This window comes from Mesorhizobium sp. YR577, assembly GCF_900116595.1.
Lineage (GTDB): Bacteria > Pseudomonadota > Alphaproteobacteria > Rhizobiales > Rhizobiaceae > Mesorhizobium_M.
Genome location: NZ_FPBI01000001.1, coordinates 52,503 through 66,713, shown reverse-complemented (window position 1 = coordinate 66,713; position 14,211 = coordinate 52,503). Strand labels below are relative to the sequence as shown.

Annotated in this window: 15 protein-coding genes; 6 read left to right on the top strand and 9 right to left on the bottom strand. The window is 62.8% G+C overall.

Annotated elements, in window-relative coordinates; translation table 11 throughout:
• The first annotated feature begins 29 nt into the window (after positions 1-29).
• Both BM413_RS00370 and BM413_RS00365 read left to right on the top strand, forming a co-directional pair.
• Entirely contained in the window at positions 30-455 is a 426-nt protein-coding gene (locus tag BM413_RS00370) for an EVE domain-containing protein (protein ID WP_091908819.1), read from the top strand.
• Entirely contained in the window at positions 410-1,099 is a 690-nt protein-coding gene (locus BM413_RS00365) for a class I SAM-dependent methyltransferase (protein WP_091908817.1), read from the top strand. The genes BM413_RS00370 and BM413_RS00365 overlap by 46 nt, the downstream gene beginning before the upstream one ends.
• A gap of 33 nt (positions 1,100-1,132) precedes the next feature.
• Here the strand turns inward: BM413_RS00365 and gcvA are convergent, their stop codons facing one another.
• A complete protein-coding gene (gcvA, locus tag BM413_RS00360) occupies positions 1,133-2,080 on the bottom strand; it encodes a transcriptional regulator GcvA (RefSeq protein ID WP_091908814.1) in 948 nt (315 codons plus the stop codon).
• Positions 2,081-2,200: 120 nt separating this feature from the next.
• Between gcvA and BM413_RS00355 the strand changes: the two genes are divergently transcribed.
• Complete coding sequence (locus BM413_RS00355) at positions 2,201-2,440, top strand: DUF1127 domain-containing protein (RefSeq protein WP_175544217.1); 240 nt, start codon at positions 2,201-2,203, stop codon at positions 2,438-2,440.
• On the opposite strand, the gene BM413_RS00350 is transcribed toward BM413_RS00355, so the two are convergent.
• Complete coding sequence (locus tag BM413_RS00350) at positions 2,437-3,030, bottom strand: L,D-transpeptidase family protein (protein WP_091910181.1); 594 nt, start codon at positions 3,028-3,030, stop codon at positions 2,437-2,439. The genes BM413_RS00355 and BM413_RS00350 overlap by 4 nt on opposite strands.
• A gap of 86 nt (positions 3,031-3,116) precedes the next feature.
• Here BM413_RS00350 and BM413_RS00345 point away from each other — a divergent pair, with 86 nt between their 5' ends.
• Both BM413_RS00345 and BM413_RS00340 read left to right on the top strand, forming a co-directional pair.
• Positions 3,117-3,800, top strand: a complete 684-nt coding sequence (locus BM413_RS00345; RefSeq protein WP_091908808.1) for a response regulator transcription factor — start codon at positions 3,117-3,119, stop codon at positions 3,798-3,800.
• Between the two features lie 64 nt (positions 3,801-3,864).
• Entirely contained in the window at positions 3,865-4,320 is a 456-nt protein-coding gene (locus BM413_RS00340) for a cyclic nucleotide-binding domain-containing protein (RefSeq protein WP_091908805.1), read from the top strand.
• Positions 4,321-4,337: 17 nt separating this feature from the next.
• Here BM413_RS00340 and BM413_RS00335 read toward each other — a convergent pair whose 3' ends face one another.
• The 7 genes from BM413_RS00335 to BM413_RS00305 all read right to left on the bottom strand — a co-directional run bounded on the left by BM413_RS00335 (position 4,338) and on the right by BM413_RS00305 (position 12,843).
• Positions 4,338-5,144, bottom strand: a complete 807-nt coding sequence (locus BM413_RS00335; RefSeq protein WP_091908802.1) for an exodeoxyribonuclease III — start codon at positions 5,142-5,144, stop codon at positions 4,338-4,340.
• A gap of 130 nt (positions 5,145-5,274) precedes the next feature.
• Positions 5,275-5,862, bottom strand: coding sequence for an outer membrane lipoprotein carrier protein LolA (locus tag BM413_RS00330; RefSeq protein WP_244537726.1), 588 nt, complete (start codon positions 5,860-5,862; stop codon positions 5,275-5,277).
• 222 nt (positions 5,863-6,084) lie between these two features.
• On the bottom strand, positions 6,085-8,724 hold the full coding sequence (locus tag BM413_RS00325; RefSeq protein ID WP_091908799.1) for a DNA translocase FtsK: 2,640 nt from the start codon (positions 8,722-8,724) through the stop codon (positions 6,085-6,087).
• A 135-nt stretch (positions 8,725-8,859) separates the two neighbouring features.
• Positions 8,860-9,699 carry a BUD32 family EKC/KEOPS complex subunit gene (locus BM413_RS00320; RefSeq protein WP_091908796.1) on the bottom strand — a complete coding sequence of 280 codons (840 nt, stop codon included), beginning with the start codon at positions 9,697-9,699 and terminating at the stop codon, positions 8,860-8,862.
• A 291-nt stretch (positions 9,700-9,990) separates the two neighbouring features.
• The gene (locus BM413_RS00315; protein WP_091908793.1) at positions 9,991-11,376 is read right to left on the bottom strand and encodes an ammonium transporter; all 1,386 of its coding nucleotides are present in this window, start codon (positions 11,374-11,376) and stop codon (positions 9,991-9,993) included.
• Positions 11,377-11,407: 31 nt separating this feature from the next.
• Complete coding sequence (locus BM413_RS00310; protein WP_091908789.1) at positions 11,408-11,746, bottom strand: P-II family nitrogen regulator; 339 nt, start codon at positions 11,744-11,746, stop codon at positions 11,408-11,410.
• Between the two features lie 233 nt (positions 11,747-11,979).
• Positions 11,980-12,843 (bottom strand): acyl-CoA thioesterase, encoded by an 864-nt coding sequence (locus BM413_RS00305; RefSeq protein WP_091908786.1) that lies wholly within the window; start codon positions 12,841-12,843, stop codon positions 11,980-11,982.
• 96 nt (positions 12,844-12,939) lie between these two features.
• Here BM413_RS00305 and BM413_RS00300 point away from each other — a divergent pair, with 96 nt between their 5' ends.
• On the top strand, positions 12,940-14,187 hold the full coding sequence (locus BM413_RS00300) for a ubiquinone biosynthesis hydroxylase (protein WP_091908782.1): 1,248 nt from the start codon (positions 12,940-12,942) through the stop codon (positions 14,185-14,187).
• The last annotated feature ends 24 nt before the right edge of the window (positions 14,188-14,211 follow it).

The following is a 14,211-nucleotide window of genomic DNA, read 5'->3' as shown; positions in this document are numbered from 1 at the left end:
CGGCCTAAGGCACGACAGGGAGCAAAAAGATGAACTACTGGCTGTTCAAATCCGAGCCGTTCAAATTCTCCTTCGACATGCTGAAGGCGAAGGGCAAGGAAGGCACACAATGGGACGGTGTGCGCAATTATCTGGCGCGCAACAACATGCGCGCCATGCAGATCGGCGATCTCGGCTTCTTCTACCACTCCAATGAGGGGCTGGAAGTCGTCGGCATCGCCGAGGTTTGCGCGCTTGCCCATCACGACACCACGACCGAAGACCCGCGCTGGGAATGCGTCGATATCCGCGCCGTGCGCGACGTGCCAAAGCCGGTGACGCTGGTCGACGTGAAGGCCAATCCGAAGCTCGCCAAAATGGCGCTCGTCACCTCCATGCGCCTGTCGGTGCAGCCCGTGACCGCTGACGAATGGCGCGAAGTCTGCCGCATGGGCGGCCTCGACCCCGCACCGTGACGCCAGCGGAGGCCGAAAGCTTCATCCGCGCCAACACGGCGCTGATGACCCCGCCGCATGTGCCGGAGGTTCTGCTTCATCTCGCTGACGAGGCGCATGACCTCTGGAAGAAGACGGAAGAAGAGCTGGCCGAGATCGGCCTGCCGCCGCCCTTCTGGGCTTTCGCCTGGGCCGGCGGGCAGGGGCTGGCGCGTTACATTCTCGACCACCCCGAGACGGTGCGCGGCAAGCGCGTGCTGGACTTTGCGTCCGGCTCCGGTCTCGTCGCCATCGCGGCCATGAAAGCCGGCGCTGGCGAAGTGACTGCCGCCGACATAGACCCGTTCTGCGAAGCGGCGATCGCGCTCAACACGCAGGCCAATGGTGTTTCGGCCGTGTTTTCCGGCGCCGATCTCGTGGGTGCAGATGAAGGCTGGGACGTCATCCTCGCCGGCGACGTCTTCTACGAAAAGCCCTTTGCCGACCGGCTGATCCCATGGTTTTCCGAACTCAGCCGGCGTGGCGCCGAAATCCTCATCGGCGATCCCGGCCGTGCCTATCTGCCGAAGGAGCGGATGCAGGCGTTGGCCGTCTATCAGGTGCCGGTCACCCGCGCTCTGGAGGACGCCGAGGTCAAGCGCACGACGGTCTGGCGCTACGCTTGACGGCGTTTGCGCGCACTGGAAGAGCGGGCGCGATCATAGGCTGGTGGGGCGTGCAGCCTCCGGCATGCGTGGCGTGTCGGCTGCCTGCTCCAGAACCCATTCGCGAAAAGTCCTGATCAGCGGGTCGTCCGCCGCTTCGAGAGGCGTGACGATATAGTAGGCAAACTGCGGCGGACCGTCGATCGACAGCGCGAAGGGTTTTACCAGCCGGCCGGCGGCGAGATCGTCGGCTACCATCCAGGCATCGCCGAGCGCAATGCCGTGACCGTCGATTGCCGCCTGTATCGCCGGCCCGGTCTCGGCGAAATGCAGGCCAGGGCTGTCATCGAAATCCCCGATGCCGGCAGCCAGCATCCACATGCGCCAGTCTGGCCAGGTTACGCCGAGACCGCTCCACGAAACGTGGATCAGCCGGCATTTCAGCAGGTCGCGCGGCTCCGTCAAAGGCCCCTTGGCTTCAAGCAGGGCCGGGCTGCAGACCGGAATGATCGAGTGCTCGAACATCCGATCGGCCCGCGCGCCGGGATACTGGCCGCGCCCCCAGCGAAAGGCGACGTCGATGTCGTCCCGGGTGAAATCCCGCAGGCTCGTCGAAACGTCGAGCCTGATGTCGACATCGGGCCACTGCTGCATGAATTTCTCCAGGCGCGGCACCAGCCATTTGGCGGCGATCGACGTCGACGCGCTGACCCGCAGCCGCATGTTCGACCGTATCTTCTGCACGCGCACCGCCGCACGCGTCAGGCCTGTGAGCGCTTCGGTGACGGCTGCGTGGAGGATCTCGCCAGCCTGCGTCAGCTCCATCATCCGGCTTGTGCGCAGGAACAGGCTGATTCCCAGCTGTTCTTCGAATTCCTTGATCTGGTGGCTGACCGCAGCCGGCGTCAGGCCCAGCTCGGCAGCAGCCCGGCTGAAATTGAGATGCCGGCCGGCCGCCTCCAGCGTCTTCAGCGCGCGAATTCCCGGGAGATGGCCAGACATGATCGATCTTCAAATTAAATTATCAGATATGGTGAAAACTACTCGTTTTTCGTAGCAGCTTCAATCCAATACTATGAACATCAGACAAGCGTTTAAAATCCTTCTTGAAAGAAGATGAATATGGCCTACTACACAGACGATATGGGCTTCATCGCTTCGGCACGGCCGGCTCCTTTGCTGAGCCTTCGCATCCGCGCGACACTTCGCAACTGGTTGACAAGGTTCAAGGCAACCGACGAGCTGAAGACACTCCCGGAGCGCTATTTGCACGATATCGGCGTCGACAGGCATGACATTGCTGCCGCAGTCGATCGCGCGATGAGCAAGCTGCCGGTCGACGAGTTCCGCTCGCGCGGCTAGCGCACCACCTTCAGCACGGTTCCGTCCGACAAATACGGCAGCAGCCGCGCCATTACCTTTGCCGTTACCGCGACGCAGCCTTGCGTCGGCGTGAAACCCGGCCGCGCCAGATGGAAAAAGATGGCGCTGCCGCGCCCGCGCAGGCGTGGCGAAATATTCCAGTCGAGCACCAGGCAGGCATCGTAGAGCCTGTCATCGCGCAGCATATGCTCGTGGCTCGCCGCGTAAGGCAGCCTGACGGGCCGGTTGTAGTTGCGGTCCTGCGGCACCTCGCACCAGCCAAGTGCTGAATCGATCGGCGTCATCTTCAGCCGCGTACGCCGCCCGAAAAAATGATCCTGCCGGAAATATCCTGAAAGAATGCGCATCGCCGCCAGCGGCGTGCCGCCATCGCCCTCGCGCTTGCTGGCGGTTATGCCGCCGCGCCCCAGCGCACAGGAAAACACCGTGCCGCCGGCATTCAGCAACCCTTGCGAAGGGTGCCCGGGGCGTGCGCGAACCACCAAGGTTTTGATCCCATGTCGGTTTTTTGCACCTGCCCCATTGCGCTCACGTTTTTTGGAGTATGATTGCATACGGAAGCAAATCACCGTGACTGGCCTGTTCTGAAGATCAGGTTCCGCATAAACGATCACTGGTCAACAGAATTATACATTTCAAAACAACGGATTGATCCATGACCTCCCGCACCATCCTGATTGTCGACGATGACGAAGACCTGCGCACGACCCTTGTCGAGCAACTTTCGCTCTACGAGGAATTCGACGTGTTGCAGGAAGCCACTGCCGCCAAGGGCGTATCGGTTGCACGCGGCGGCCTGATCGATCTCCTGATCATGGATGTCGGCCTGCCGGACATGGACGGCCGCGAAGCCGTCAAGCTGCTGCGCAAGGGCGGCTACAAGGCGCCGATCATCATGCTGACCGGGCATGACACCGATTCCGACACCATCCTCGGGCTGGAAGCCGGCGCCAACGACTATGTGACCAAGCCGTTCCGCTTCGCCGTCCTGCTCGCCCGCATCCGCGCGCAGCTGCGCCAGCATGAGCAAAGTGAGGACGCAACCTTTTCGGTTGGTCCCTATACGTTCAAACCGAGCCAGAAACTGCTTCTCGACCAGCGCGGCGCCAAGGTGCGCCTGACCGAAAAGGAGGCGTCCATCATCAAATATCTCTATCGTGCAGACCAGAAAGTCGTTACCCGCGACGTCCTCCTGGAGGAGGTCTGGGGCTATAATTCGGGTGTCACCACGCACACGCTGGAAACCCATGTCTATCGCCTGCGCCAGAAGATAGAGCGCGATCCTTCCAATGCTGAAATTCTTGTGACAGAAAGCGGCGGATACAAGCTGGTTCCCTGACCGGTTTGCGGTCGGGGGGCCGCACGAACGGGAGGACTGACCAGGCCAGGAATTCGGGGACGCAATGGCGCTGGATGATGACATCCGCATTCTGTCCGGCGTGGGGCTTTTCGAGGGCTTCAGCCAGGAACAGCTGCGCCTGCTCGCCTTCGGGGCAGAACCGATGCGGCTGCCGGCGGAACGCAAGCTGTTTCTGGAGGAGGACGAGGCCGATTCGGCCTATATCGTCGTCAAGGGCAGCATCGTCCTGTTTCGCGAAGACGACCCCAAGCGCACGCCGATCGCGGTGGTCAAGCCGGGCTCCATACTTGGCGAGCTGGCGCTGATCGCCGACACCAGGCGCCTGACCAGTGCAGCCGCCGCCACCGATTCGGAAGTGCTGCGGCTGAATCGGAAAATGTTCCACCGCATCCTCGGGGAATATCCCGACCTCGCCATAGCACTTCACCAGCGCATCGTCGAAGAGCTTCAGGCGCTCATCCGCCGCATCGAGGAAGTCGCGCCCCGGCTCCTGCCGTAGGCGAAAGCGGGTTACCTCTAGTCGAGATCGAAACGCGCAATCACCGGCACATGGTCCGACGGCCGATCCCAGCCGCGCGCAGCGCGCAGGATTTCGTAGCCGCCGAAGCTCGGAACCAGATTGGACGACGACCAGACATGGTCGAGGCGGCGGCCGCGGTCGGAGGTTTCCCAGTCCTGCGCGCGGTAGCTCCACCAGGTGTAGATCTTCTGCTCGTCAGGCACGTTGAGCCGCATCAGGTCGACCCAGTCGCCGGCCTTGCGCATCGCCTCGAAATTCTCGGTCTCGACCGGCGTATGGCTAACCACTTTCAGCAATTGCTTGTGCGACCAGACATCGTGCTCCAGCGGCGCGATGTTGAGATCGCCGACCAGCACCGACCCCGAATTATCGTCATGGTCGGCGCGGATGGCATTCATCTCGGCAACGAAGTCGAGCTTGTGGCGGAATTTCGGATTGATCTCCGGGTCCGGCTCGTCGCCGCCGGCCGGAACGTAGAAATTGTGCACGAGAAGCTGCTTGCCGCCGGCATTCACCCGCACTGAAAGATGCCGGCAATCGCCCTTCTGGCAGAACTCGCGCTTCTCGACGATTTCGAGCGGCCGCCGCGCCACAGTCGCGACGCCGTGATAGCCCTTCTGGCCGCTGATCGCGATATGCTCGTAGCCGAGCTTGCGGAAGGCCGCAGACGGAAACTGGTCGTCCGGGCATTTCGTCTCCTGCAGGCACAGCACGTCGGGTGCGTTTTCAAGGAGGAGGCGCTCCACCAGCGGCATGCGCAGCCGCACGGAATTGATGTTCCAGGTGGCAATCGAGAAAGGCATTGGGGAAATCCGGCACTTGCGAAAAAGAAGCCCGGAAAGTGGCAGCGCAAGGCATCAATTACAAGGTCGAGCGCAGCCTCGACCCCGGCTGCGAACCCTGTCCACAGTTAAAGCGCAGGCAGCGCCTGGCCTAACGGTTGTTTTTCTTCTTGTTGACGTCGAGATTGCGCTTGTAGTCGATCTTGAACAGGTCCTGATCGAACTTCACGCCCTGCTTGACGTTGAAGATCATCACCGTCGTGTCCTTGCCCTGCGCGTCCTTAATCGTCCATTGGCGCAGCTCGTAGGATTTCGGGTCGAACATCATGGTGATGGTCGAGTTGCCGAACACCGACTTGTCGGCAAGCTGGATCGTGGTGAGGTCGTCCTCTTCCTTGACGCTCCGGACCTTGTTGCCGGAGAGATCGATGCGCTCGTCGAGCAAAAGCTTCAGCGGCGTCTTCGACAGTGGGTAAAGATCGACCGTGTTCATCTTCCTGTTGTCGAGCACGACCGACTGGCCGTCCGAGACCACCTGGAAGCGCGACGCGCCGTCATAGTCAAAGCGGATCTTGCCCGGACGCTCGATGAAGAACTTGCCGCCGGTCTGCTCGCCGCGCGGGCCGAACTGCACGAACTCGCCGGTCATGGTGCGAACGCTGGCGAAATGATCGGCGATCTTCTGTGCGGCGTCCGTCGGGGCGGCCTGCGCCGCAGCAATCATGTCGAAACCCGGCATCGCCTGCAGCCCAACCACGCCGAAAGCCGCAACCGCCAGCCCAAGGAAGCCGCGGCGGGCCATCTGCAATCGCGGGGTCGGGGTCGAAGCGTTTTTGTTCATGCGGGTCATCACTCTCGAATGCGTCAAATGAGCTTTGATCTATAGGCTTCTACTTGGGCTGAAGTTTGTCGGCGGCAAGAGGCAAACCATCACGCCTGCGTCATTTTAAACTCACACCGTCTAAAACTTATCATCCTCCGTCGGCACCAGAATTTCGCGCTTTCCGGCGTGGTTGGCGGGGCCAACGATGCCTTCCTGCTCCATTTTCTCGATGATCGAGGCGGCTCGGTTGTAACCGATACCGAGGCGGCGCTGGATGTAGCTGGTCGAGGCCTTGCCATCGCGCAGGACCACCGCGACCGCCTGATCGTAAGGATCGTCGGAATCCTCGAAATTGCCGCCGCCACCGCCGCCCTTGCCGGACGGTGCGTCATCGTCATCCTCGCCGTCGTCCTCGGTGATGGCGTCGAGATATTCGGGCACGCCCTGCAGCTTGAGATGGCCGACGATCTTCTCGACCTCGTCGTCGGAGACGAACGGTCCGTGCACGCGCTGGATGCGCCCGCCGCCGGCCATGTAAAGCATGTCGCCCATGCCGAGCAGTTGCTCGGCGCCCTGCTCGCCCAGAATGGTGCGACTGTCGATCTTCGACGTCACCTGGAAGGAGATGCGGGTCGGGAAGTTGGCCTTGATCGTACCGGTGATGACGTCGACCGACGGACGCTGCGTCGCCATGATGACGTGGATGCCGGCAGCACGCGCCATCTGCGCCAGACGCTGCACCGCGCCTTCGATGTCCTTGCCGGCGACCATCATCAGGTCGGCCATCTCGTCGATAATGACGACGATATAGGGCAACGGCTCGAGGTCGAGATTTTCGGTCTCGTAGATGGCCTCGCCGGTCTGGCGGTCGAAGCCGGTCTGCACCGTGCGCGAAATGCGCTCGCCCTTCTTCTCCGCCTGCGCCACGCGCGCATTGAAGCCGTCGATGTTGCGCACGCCGACCTTGGACATCTTGCGGTAGCGGTCCTCCATCTCCCGCACCGTCCATTTCAGCGCCACGACCGCCTTCTTCGGGTCGGTCACGACGGGCGTCAGCAGATGCGGGATGCCGTCATAGACCGACAGTTCCAGCATCTTCGGATCGATCATGATCAGGCGGCATTCCTGCGGCGTCATGCGGTAGAGCAGCGACAGGATCATGGTGTTGATGGCGACAGACTTGCCCGAGCCGGTGGTGCCGGCAACGAGAACGTGCGGCATCTTGGCGATGTCGACGATGACGGCCTCGCCGTTGATGGTCTTGCCGAGCGCCAGCGCCAGTTTGGCCTTGGTCGTCTCGAAATCGCGGCTCGCCATGATCTCGCGCAGATAGACGGTCTCGCGCTTGGCGTTGGGCAGTTCGATGCCGATGGCGTTGCGGCCGGGAACGACGGCGACGCGGGCAGCGATCGCGCTCATCGAGCGGGCGATGTCGTCGGCAAGGCCGATGACGCGCGACGACTTGATGCCGGGGGCCGGCTCCAGCTCATAGAGCGTGACGACCGGGCCGGGCCTCACATGGATGATCTCACCCTTGACGCCAAAGTCTTCGAGCACACCTTCGAGCAGGCGCGCATTCTGCTCCAGCGCATCCTTCGACAGGCTGGCGTCGCGCACGACATTCTTCGGCTCGGTCAGGAAGTGCAGCGACGGCATTTCGAAGCTGTTTGAACCAATCAGCGAGGTCTGCGCCTCGCGCTGGACCCGCGCACCGGGAACTGGGCGCGGTGCAGGAGCTTCCACGCGGGCGGAAGCTGCTGCAGGCGTCCTGAAATTCTGGACCTGGGCCGCAGGCGAACGTGGCTCTGCCGCCTCGCCCGGCATGAAGTCGAGATCGTCTTCCGCTTCGATATCGTCATCAAGTTCGTGGTGGGGAACGCGGCCGTCGGACACCATGGCAGCGAAGAATTCGGGCTCGACGCGCGCCCTGCCCTTGGCGCTGACCTTCGCCTCGGCCTGCTCGGCGAATTCGACGCGCTCGGCGGCACGGCGCCAGGCGCTTTCGGGGCGCACCTCGACGTCGCGATATTCGTCATGCTCCTTGCGGCGCGCAGCCCGGCGGCGCAGGAAGGCACGGAACGACAGCCACCAATGGGTGATCGCACCCAGCGCCAATATGCCTTCATCCTCGTCGTCATCGTCGAAGGAGGACGACAGATCCTGCTCACGCATGTCTTTTTCGTCGGGATCGACGACGGCAAAGCCGTTGGGACGCGAAATCAGCCCTGCACCGAAAGCGAATAGCCAGAGCGCCGGCCCTGCCAGAACCACGGCGATCAGGCTTGCCACCCAGCCGGTCGGATAACCGCCGGTGGCCATGCCCGGAACCTTCAGCACCATGTCGCCGAAGACGCCGCCAAGCCCGGTCGGCAGCGGCCAGGTTGCGGGCGGCGTGGTGCAGCCGGCAATGGCTGCAAACAACAGCGAAGCGCCGAACCAGGCCAGCGCGCGGCGCGGCATGCGGTCGACACCGCGCGCGGTCGCCAGGAAAAAGCCCCAGATCACGGCAGGAACGAGAGCAGCCACGGACGACAGCCCATAAAACTGCATGGCGAGATCGGAAAACACCGCGCCCGGATAGCCCATCGCGTTGGTGATCGGGTTGTCGGTGGCATGGCTGAAGCTCGGGTCGGCGACGTTCCAGGTACCAAGGCTGGCCAGCGCGAAGGCAACCGTCGCGAAACACGCAAGGCCGGTGATCCGCCCCACCTGCCTGCGCGCAAACGCCTGCAGGCCGTGTCCCGAATCGGTCAGCGCGAGTTGTGTGGCTGAACGCATGCCTCTTTCCCCGTCCAAAAATGGTGTTGCCTTGGCACGAACGCGCCTTGGGCAGAGTCGAGGATCAGATTATCGGGGGGAAGGTTAAGGCCGCATTAACCATGCAGCACTTCGCGGCACATGAAACAGGCTCGCCTACCGTTTCTCGGCGGCGTCCTTTTCGGCGTCGCGAAAAAAGTCCATCGCCGTCATAAAGCGCTCGAGGTCGCCGCCGAGATGGAATTTCGCCGCGACCCGGCCCAGCGGGATCAATACCCGGAAGAAATGAAGCAGCTGCGAAAGCGCCTCCAGCGTAGGCTTCGGGGCCGAAGCCTTGTAGGCCTGCAGCGCCAGCGTCGGTGTCCGGGGTTGCCGGGCACGAAAAGTGATCTGGAAAAAGAGCAGCCAGACGTCGCGCGCCTGCGCGTCAGCCAATGGCATCACTGCTTCCGGTTCCTCCTCGAAGTCGAGAAAGCCGAACTGCCCATTATCGTCGACGACGAAATCGCGCGGATGCGGGCGGCCGTGGCAGAGGCCGGCCGCATGCACCTCGCCCAGAGCCTTGGCTGCACTTATCAGGAGGCTGTCATGGGCTGCCATGTCTCCTGCTTGTCGCAGCTGTATCATCTGCGCCTGCATCGTCTCGCCCATGTCGGACAGGGCCAGAACGTCGCCGCGCTGATAGAAGACTTCCGGCGCCCGAAAACCAGCGCCGCGAAAAGCCTTGATCTTGCGCAATTCGCGCGCGGCCTTGCCTTCCGGGCTCGCCGGCAGTGATGACCTGAGGAACCGCGGATACATCAGCGGCGAAACCAGCGCGTGCAGGCGCTTGCCCCAGGCCGTCCGCTCGGCGCCGAAATGCTTGAACCATATCCGCTGGCCCCTGACCGCCGTGACGTGAAGCCGCGGAGCCTTGGGCGCTTCAGCGATGCGCGCGACCGCGCTGAGCGTCGCCGGATCGGCCTGCATCATCATGTCCGGTGAATGCTTCGACAATATGGAGCCTGCCGCAAACTGATTTGTGTCCTCAGTCGCTCAAGATAAGCGGCTTTCATTAGCTGTCTATATAACGGCGTGATTTTTTTCGTGAAGAGAGCTTCTGAAACCCGCTCCCTGTTGCAGTTCGGTCGCAGTCCGCCAGACCACGCCGCAGCCACCGGAACATGTTGCCGGCGGTCAAAAAAAGAGGCCCGGACGAACCGGGCCTCAAAGGCGTGACACGGCTCCTTCAAACCGGTCACGACGGGATTTTCACCCGGCGACTGCATGCGTCGCCGGGTTGGAAGCTTACGAGTGGTAGGCCACTTCGCCGTGCGAGGTGAGGTCGAGGCCCTGCGATTCGGCTTCGACGGTCGGACGCAGCCCGACGATCACATCGACGATCTTGTAGAGGATGGCAGAGCCGACACCGCACCAGACGATGGTGACGAGAACCGCCTTGATCTGCACCCAGACCTGCGCGCCCATGGTCACGCCGTCGGCATAGCCGATGCCACCCAGCGCCGAGGAGGCGAAGATGCCGGTGCCGATGGCGCCGACGATACCGCCGATGCCGTGCACGCCGAACACGTCGAGCGAGTCGTCGTAGCCGGCCTTGATCTTCACCACGGTGACGAAATAGTAGCAGATGATGCTGGCGATGGCGCCGAGCACGATCGCGCCGATCGGGCCGACGATGCCGGCAGCGGGCGTGACGGCGACCAGGCCGGCGATCATGCCGGAGGCAGCACCGAGCATCGAGGCCTTCTTGCGGGCCAGCGATTCCACCGCCACCCAGGCGATGATTGCGCCGGCGGTTGCGGTGAAGGTGTTGATCATCGCGAGAGCTGCACCGCCGGTGGCTTCAAGGTTGGAGCCGGCATTGAAGCCGAACCAGCCCACCCACAGGATCGAGGCACCGACCATGGTCAGCGTCATCGAGTGCGGAGCCATGTTGTCGCGTCCGTAGCCGTTGCGCTTGCCGACCAGGATCGCACCGACCAATGCGGCGATGCCGGCATTGATGTGGACGACCGTGCCGCCGGCGAAGTCGAGAGCGCCCCAGCTGAAGATCATGCCGCTCGAATCCCAGACCATGTGGGCGATCGGGAAGTAGACGAAGGTGACCCACAGCGCCACGAACAGGATCACGGCCGAGAACTTGATGCGCTCGGCGAAGGCGCCGACGATCAGGGCCGGCGTGATGCAGGCGAAGGTCATCTGGAAGCAGATGAAGACCAGTTCGGGGATGACGACGCCATCCGAGAAGGTCGCTGCCGTGCTCTCAGGCGTGACGCCCGACAGGAACAGCTTGCCGAGACCGCCCCAATACGGGCTGGTGCCGCCACCGAAGGCGAAGGAGTAGCCGTAGACCACCCAGATGATGATGACGACAGCGACGATCATCGTGCACTGCATGAGGACGGAAAGCATGTTCTTGGTGCGCACGAGGCCGCCATAGAACAGGGCAAGGCCCGGCAGGGCCATGAACAGGACGAGGATGGTCGAGATCATCATCCAGGTCGTGTCGCCCTTGTCGGGCACGGCAACGGCGGGTGCTGCGGCTGCAGCAGCGTCCGCGGCAGCAGGCGCGGTTTCCTGGGCGAAGGCTGCGAGCGTGCCAAGTGCGCCGAGGGCAAGCGAGCCCAGAAGCGCGGTTTTGGCCGCCTTCTTCAAGGTGGTGGGAATATTCATTGAAATCTCCATGAGAATACGATTGGCCCGCTCAAAGCGCGTCGGTGTCGGTTTCGCCGGTGCGGATGCGTACCGCCTGGTCGATACCGAAGACGAAAATCTTTCCGTCGCCGATCTGCCCGGTCTTTGCCGCGCTCGAAATCGCCTCGACGGCCTTCTCGACCATGTCAGCGGCCACGGCCACTTCGATCTTCACTTTCGGCAGGAAGCTGACCGCGTATTCGGCTCCGCGATAGATTTCCGTGTGCCCCTTCTGACGCCCGTAGCCTTTGACTTCGGTGACGGTCAGGCCCTGGATGCCGACGGCGGTGAGCGCTTCGCGCACCTCGTCGAGCTTGAACGGCTTGATGATTGCCATCACGATTTTCATAAGGTTTTTACCCCTTGCTTATGCGGGAACCCGCGATTGCATGACTTCGCCGGGTTGCCGAGAGCAGCCGGAGAGCGTTCAGGGTAAATCAAGCTCCGTGCCAGTTCGCAGAACCGTCACTAAAGCGTTGTAAATCAATAGGTTTATGTTGCAGTGCAGTATGCGCCGCCGCTTGAGCGGCCACATAGGCGCTTAAAAATTAGGCAATTTTTAGATTTTGCACATTGCGCAGGCTATCGCCTCACGCGGATAAGGCCTTCCTGTGCCACCGAAGCGATCAGCGTGCCGTCCTGCCCGTAAAGTGTACCGCGGGTGAAGCCCCGCGCACCGATCGTCGAGGGGCTGTCCTGCGTATAGAGCAGCCACCCGTCGAGCGGATGCTGCCTGTGGAACCACATGGCGTGGTCAAGGCTCGCCGCTTGGATGTCGCGATCAAACACCGCGCGCCCATGGGCGAAGGTGGAGGTGTCGAGCAGCGTCATGTCCGAGAGATAGGCAAGCACTGCGGCCTGGGTGGCGCGATCTGCCGGCACGGGTCCAGTGGTGCGGATCCAGATATTCTGCTCCGGGTCCAGCTTTTCGCGGCTGGTATAGTGCTTGAGCATCACTGGCTTCATTTCCACCGGCCTGTCGCGCTCCCAATAGCGGCGAATACCCTCCGGCACCGTATCGCCGAATTCCTTGATCAGGTCGTTCTGGGTGCCGAGCATCTCGGGCGCCGGCACGCCGAGCGGCATCGGCACCTGATGCTCCAACCCCGGCTCGTCAAGCTGGAACGAGGCTTCCAGCGAAAAAATGGCATGGCCGTGCTGGATGGCAACGACGCGCCGCGTGGTGAAACTCTTGCCGTCGCGGATGCGGTCGACTTCATAAATGATCGGAACCTGCGTATCGCCGGGACGCATGAAATAGCCGTGCAGCGAATGCACATAACGGTCGGGCGCGACTGTGCGCTGCGCCGCGACCAGCGCCTGCGCGATGGTCTGCCCGCCGAACACGCGCTGCCAGTCGAGTTTCGGGCTGCGACCACGATACAGGTTGTGTTCGAGCTTCTCGAGGTCGAGAATGGCGAGAAGTTCCTGCATGGCCGCCGACATTTTTCGAACCCTTTTCGAAGCGAAGGAATTGGCACGGTTTCCAACAGGAACATTCGCCCGAGTCAAGGCGAAGCGAAAGTGACGGAGGATAGAGCGATGGCTGGAAACGCAGGCACACACCGCAAGGAACCGACGCTCGACGTGCTGATTGCGGGTGCGGGCTATGTCGGTCTTGCCGCTGCCGTCTCGATGAAGCAGGCGCGTCCCAATCTCGCCATCGCCGTGGTCGACGCCGCACCCGAAGGCGTGTGGCAGCGCGACACCCGCGCCTCGGCAATCGCCGCCGCGGCCTGCCGCATGCTAGGCCGCCTCGGTTGCTGGGACGAAATCCTGCCGCAGGCCCAGCCCATCACCGACATGATCGTCACCGATTCGCGCACTGCTGATCCCGTCCGGCCGATCTACCTGACCTTCGACGGCGAAGTCGCGCCCGGCGAACCCTTCGCCCACATGGTCGCCAACAAGGTGCTGAACGGCGCGCTGCGCCGCCGCGCCGGCGAACTCGGTATCGACATCATCGAAGGCGTCGCCGTCAGCTCATTCGAGACCGGCGTCGCCGGCATCGCTATCCATCTTGCCGACGGCACGTCGCTGGGAGCCAAGCTGCTGGTCGCGGCCGATGGCGTCAATTCGCGGCTGCGCGACATGGCCGGCATCAAGACGGTGAAATGGGAATATGGCCAGTCCGGCATCGTCTGCACCATCGCCCATGAGCGGCCGCACAATGGCCGCGCCGAAGAGCATTTCCTGCCTGCCGGCCCCTTCGCCATCCTGCCGCTGACCGGCAACCGTTCCTCCATCGTCTGGACAGAGCGCACCGCCGACGCCGAGCGGCTGGTCGCCAGCGACGAACTTGTCTTCGAAAGCGAACTGGAACAGCGCTTCGGCCTGAAGCTTGGCGAGTTGCGCGTCGAGGGCAAGCCGCGCGCCTGGCCGCTGGGGCTCACCCTTGCCCGTGCCTTCGTCGCGCCACGCTTGGCGCTCGCCGGCGACGCGGCCCACGGCATCCATCCCATCGCCGGCCAGGGGCTCAATCTCGGCTTCAAGGATTCGGCAGCGCTTGCCGAAACAGTCGTCGAGGCCGACCGGCTCGGCCAGGACATCGGCGCGCTCGACGTGCTGCAGCGCTACGAGCGTTGGCGCCGTTTCGACACGGTGCAGATGGGCGTCACCACCGACGTGCTGAACCGCCTGTTCTCCAATGATTTCGGCCCGCTGCGCGCTGCCCGCGACATCGGCCTCGGCCTCGTCGACCGCATGCCGCGCATGAAGTCTTTCTTCATAAGGCAGGCGTCCGGCCTGACCGGCGACACGCCACGGCTGCTAAGAGGCGAGTCGATCTGAAAACAATTCCAGGAAAAGTGTGCA

Bases quoted from the DNA above. Each gene is read 5' to 3' on its own strand.
- BM413_RS00370 (WP_091908819.1), top strand. From the start codon at position 30: ATGAACTACTGGCTGTTCAAATCCGAGCCGTTCAAATTCTCCTTCGAC.
- BM413_RS00365 (WP_091908817.1), top strand. From the start codon at position 410: ATGGCGCGAAGTCTGCCGCATGGGCGGCCTCGACCCCGCACCGTGACG.
- gcvA (WP_091908814.1), bottom strand. From the start codon at position 2,080: ATGTCTGGCCATCTCCCGGGAATTCGCGCGCTGAAGACGCTGGAGGCG.
- BM413_RS00355 (WP_175544217.1), top strand. From the start codon at position 2,201: ATGGCCTACTACACAGACGATATGGGCTTCATCGCTTCGGCACGGCCG.
- BM413_RS00345 (WP_091908808.1), top strand. From the start codon at position 3,117: ATGACCTCCCGCACCATCCTGATTGTCGACGATGACGAAGACCTGCGC.
- BM413_RS00340 (WP_091908805.1), top strand. From the start codon at position 3,865: ATGGCGCTGGATGATGACATCCGCATTCTGTCCGGCGTGGGGCTTTTC.
- BM413_RS00335 (WP_091908802.1), bottom strand. From the start codon at position 5,144: ATGCCTTTCTCGATTGCCACCTGGAACATCAATTCCGTGCGGCTGCGC.
- BM413_RS00330 (WP_244537726.1), bottom strand. From the start codon at position 5,862: ATGCCGGGTTTCGACATGATTGCTGCGGCGCAGGCCGCCCCGACGGAC.
- BM413_RS00325 (WP_091908799.1), bottom strand. From the start codon at position 8,724: ATGCGTTCAGCCACACAACTCGCGCTGACCGATTCGGGACACGGCCTG.
- BM413_RS00315 (WP_091908793.1), bottom strand. From the start codon at position 11,376: ATGAATATTCCCACCACCTTGAAGAAGGCGGCCAAAACCGCGCTTCTG.
- BM413_RS00310 (WP_091908789.1), bottom strand. From the start codon at position 11,746: ATGAAAATCGTGATGGCAATCATCAAGCCGTTCAAGCTCGACGAGGTG.
- BM413_RS00305 (WP_091908786.1), bottom strand. From the start codon at position 12,843: ATGTCGGCGGCCATGCAGGAACTTCTCGCCATTCTCGACCTCGAGAAG.
- BM413_RS00300 (WP_091908782.1), top strand. From the start codon at position 12,940: ATGGCTGGAAACGCAGGCACACACCGCAAGGAACCGACGCTCGACGTG.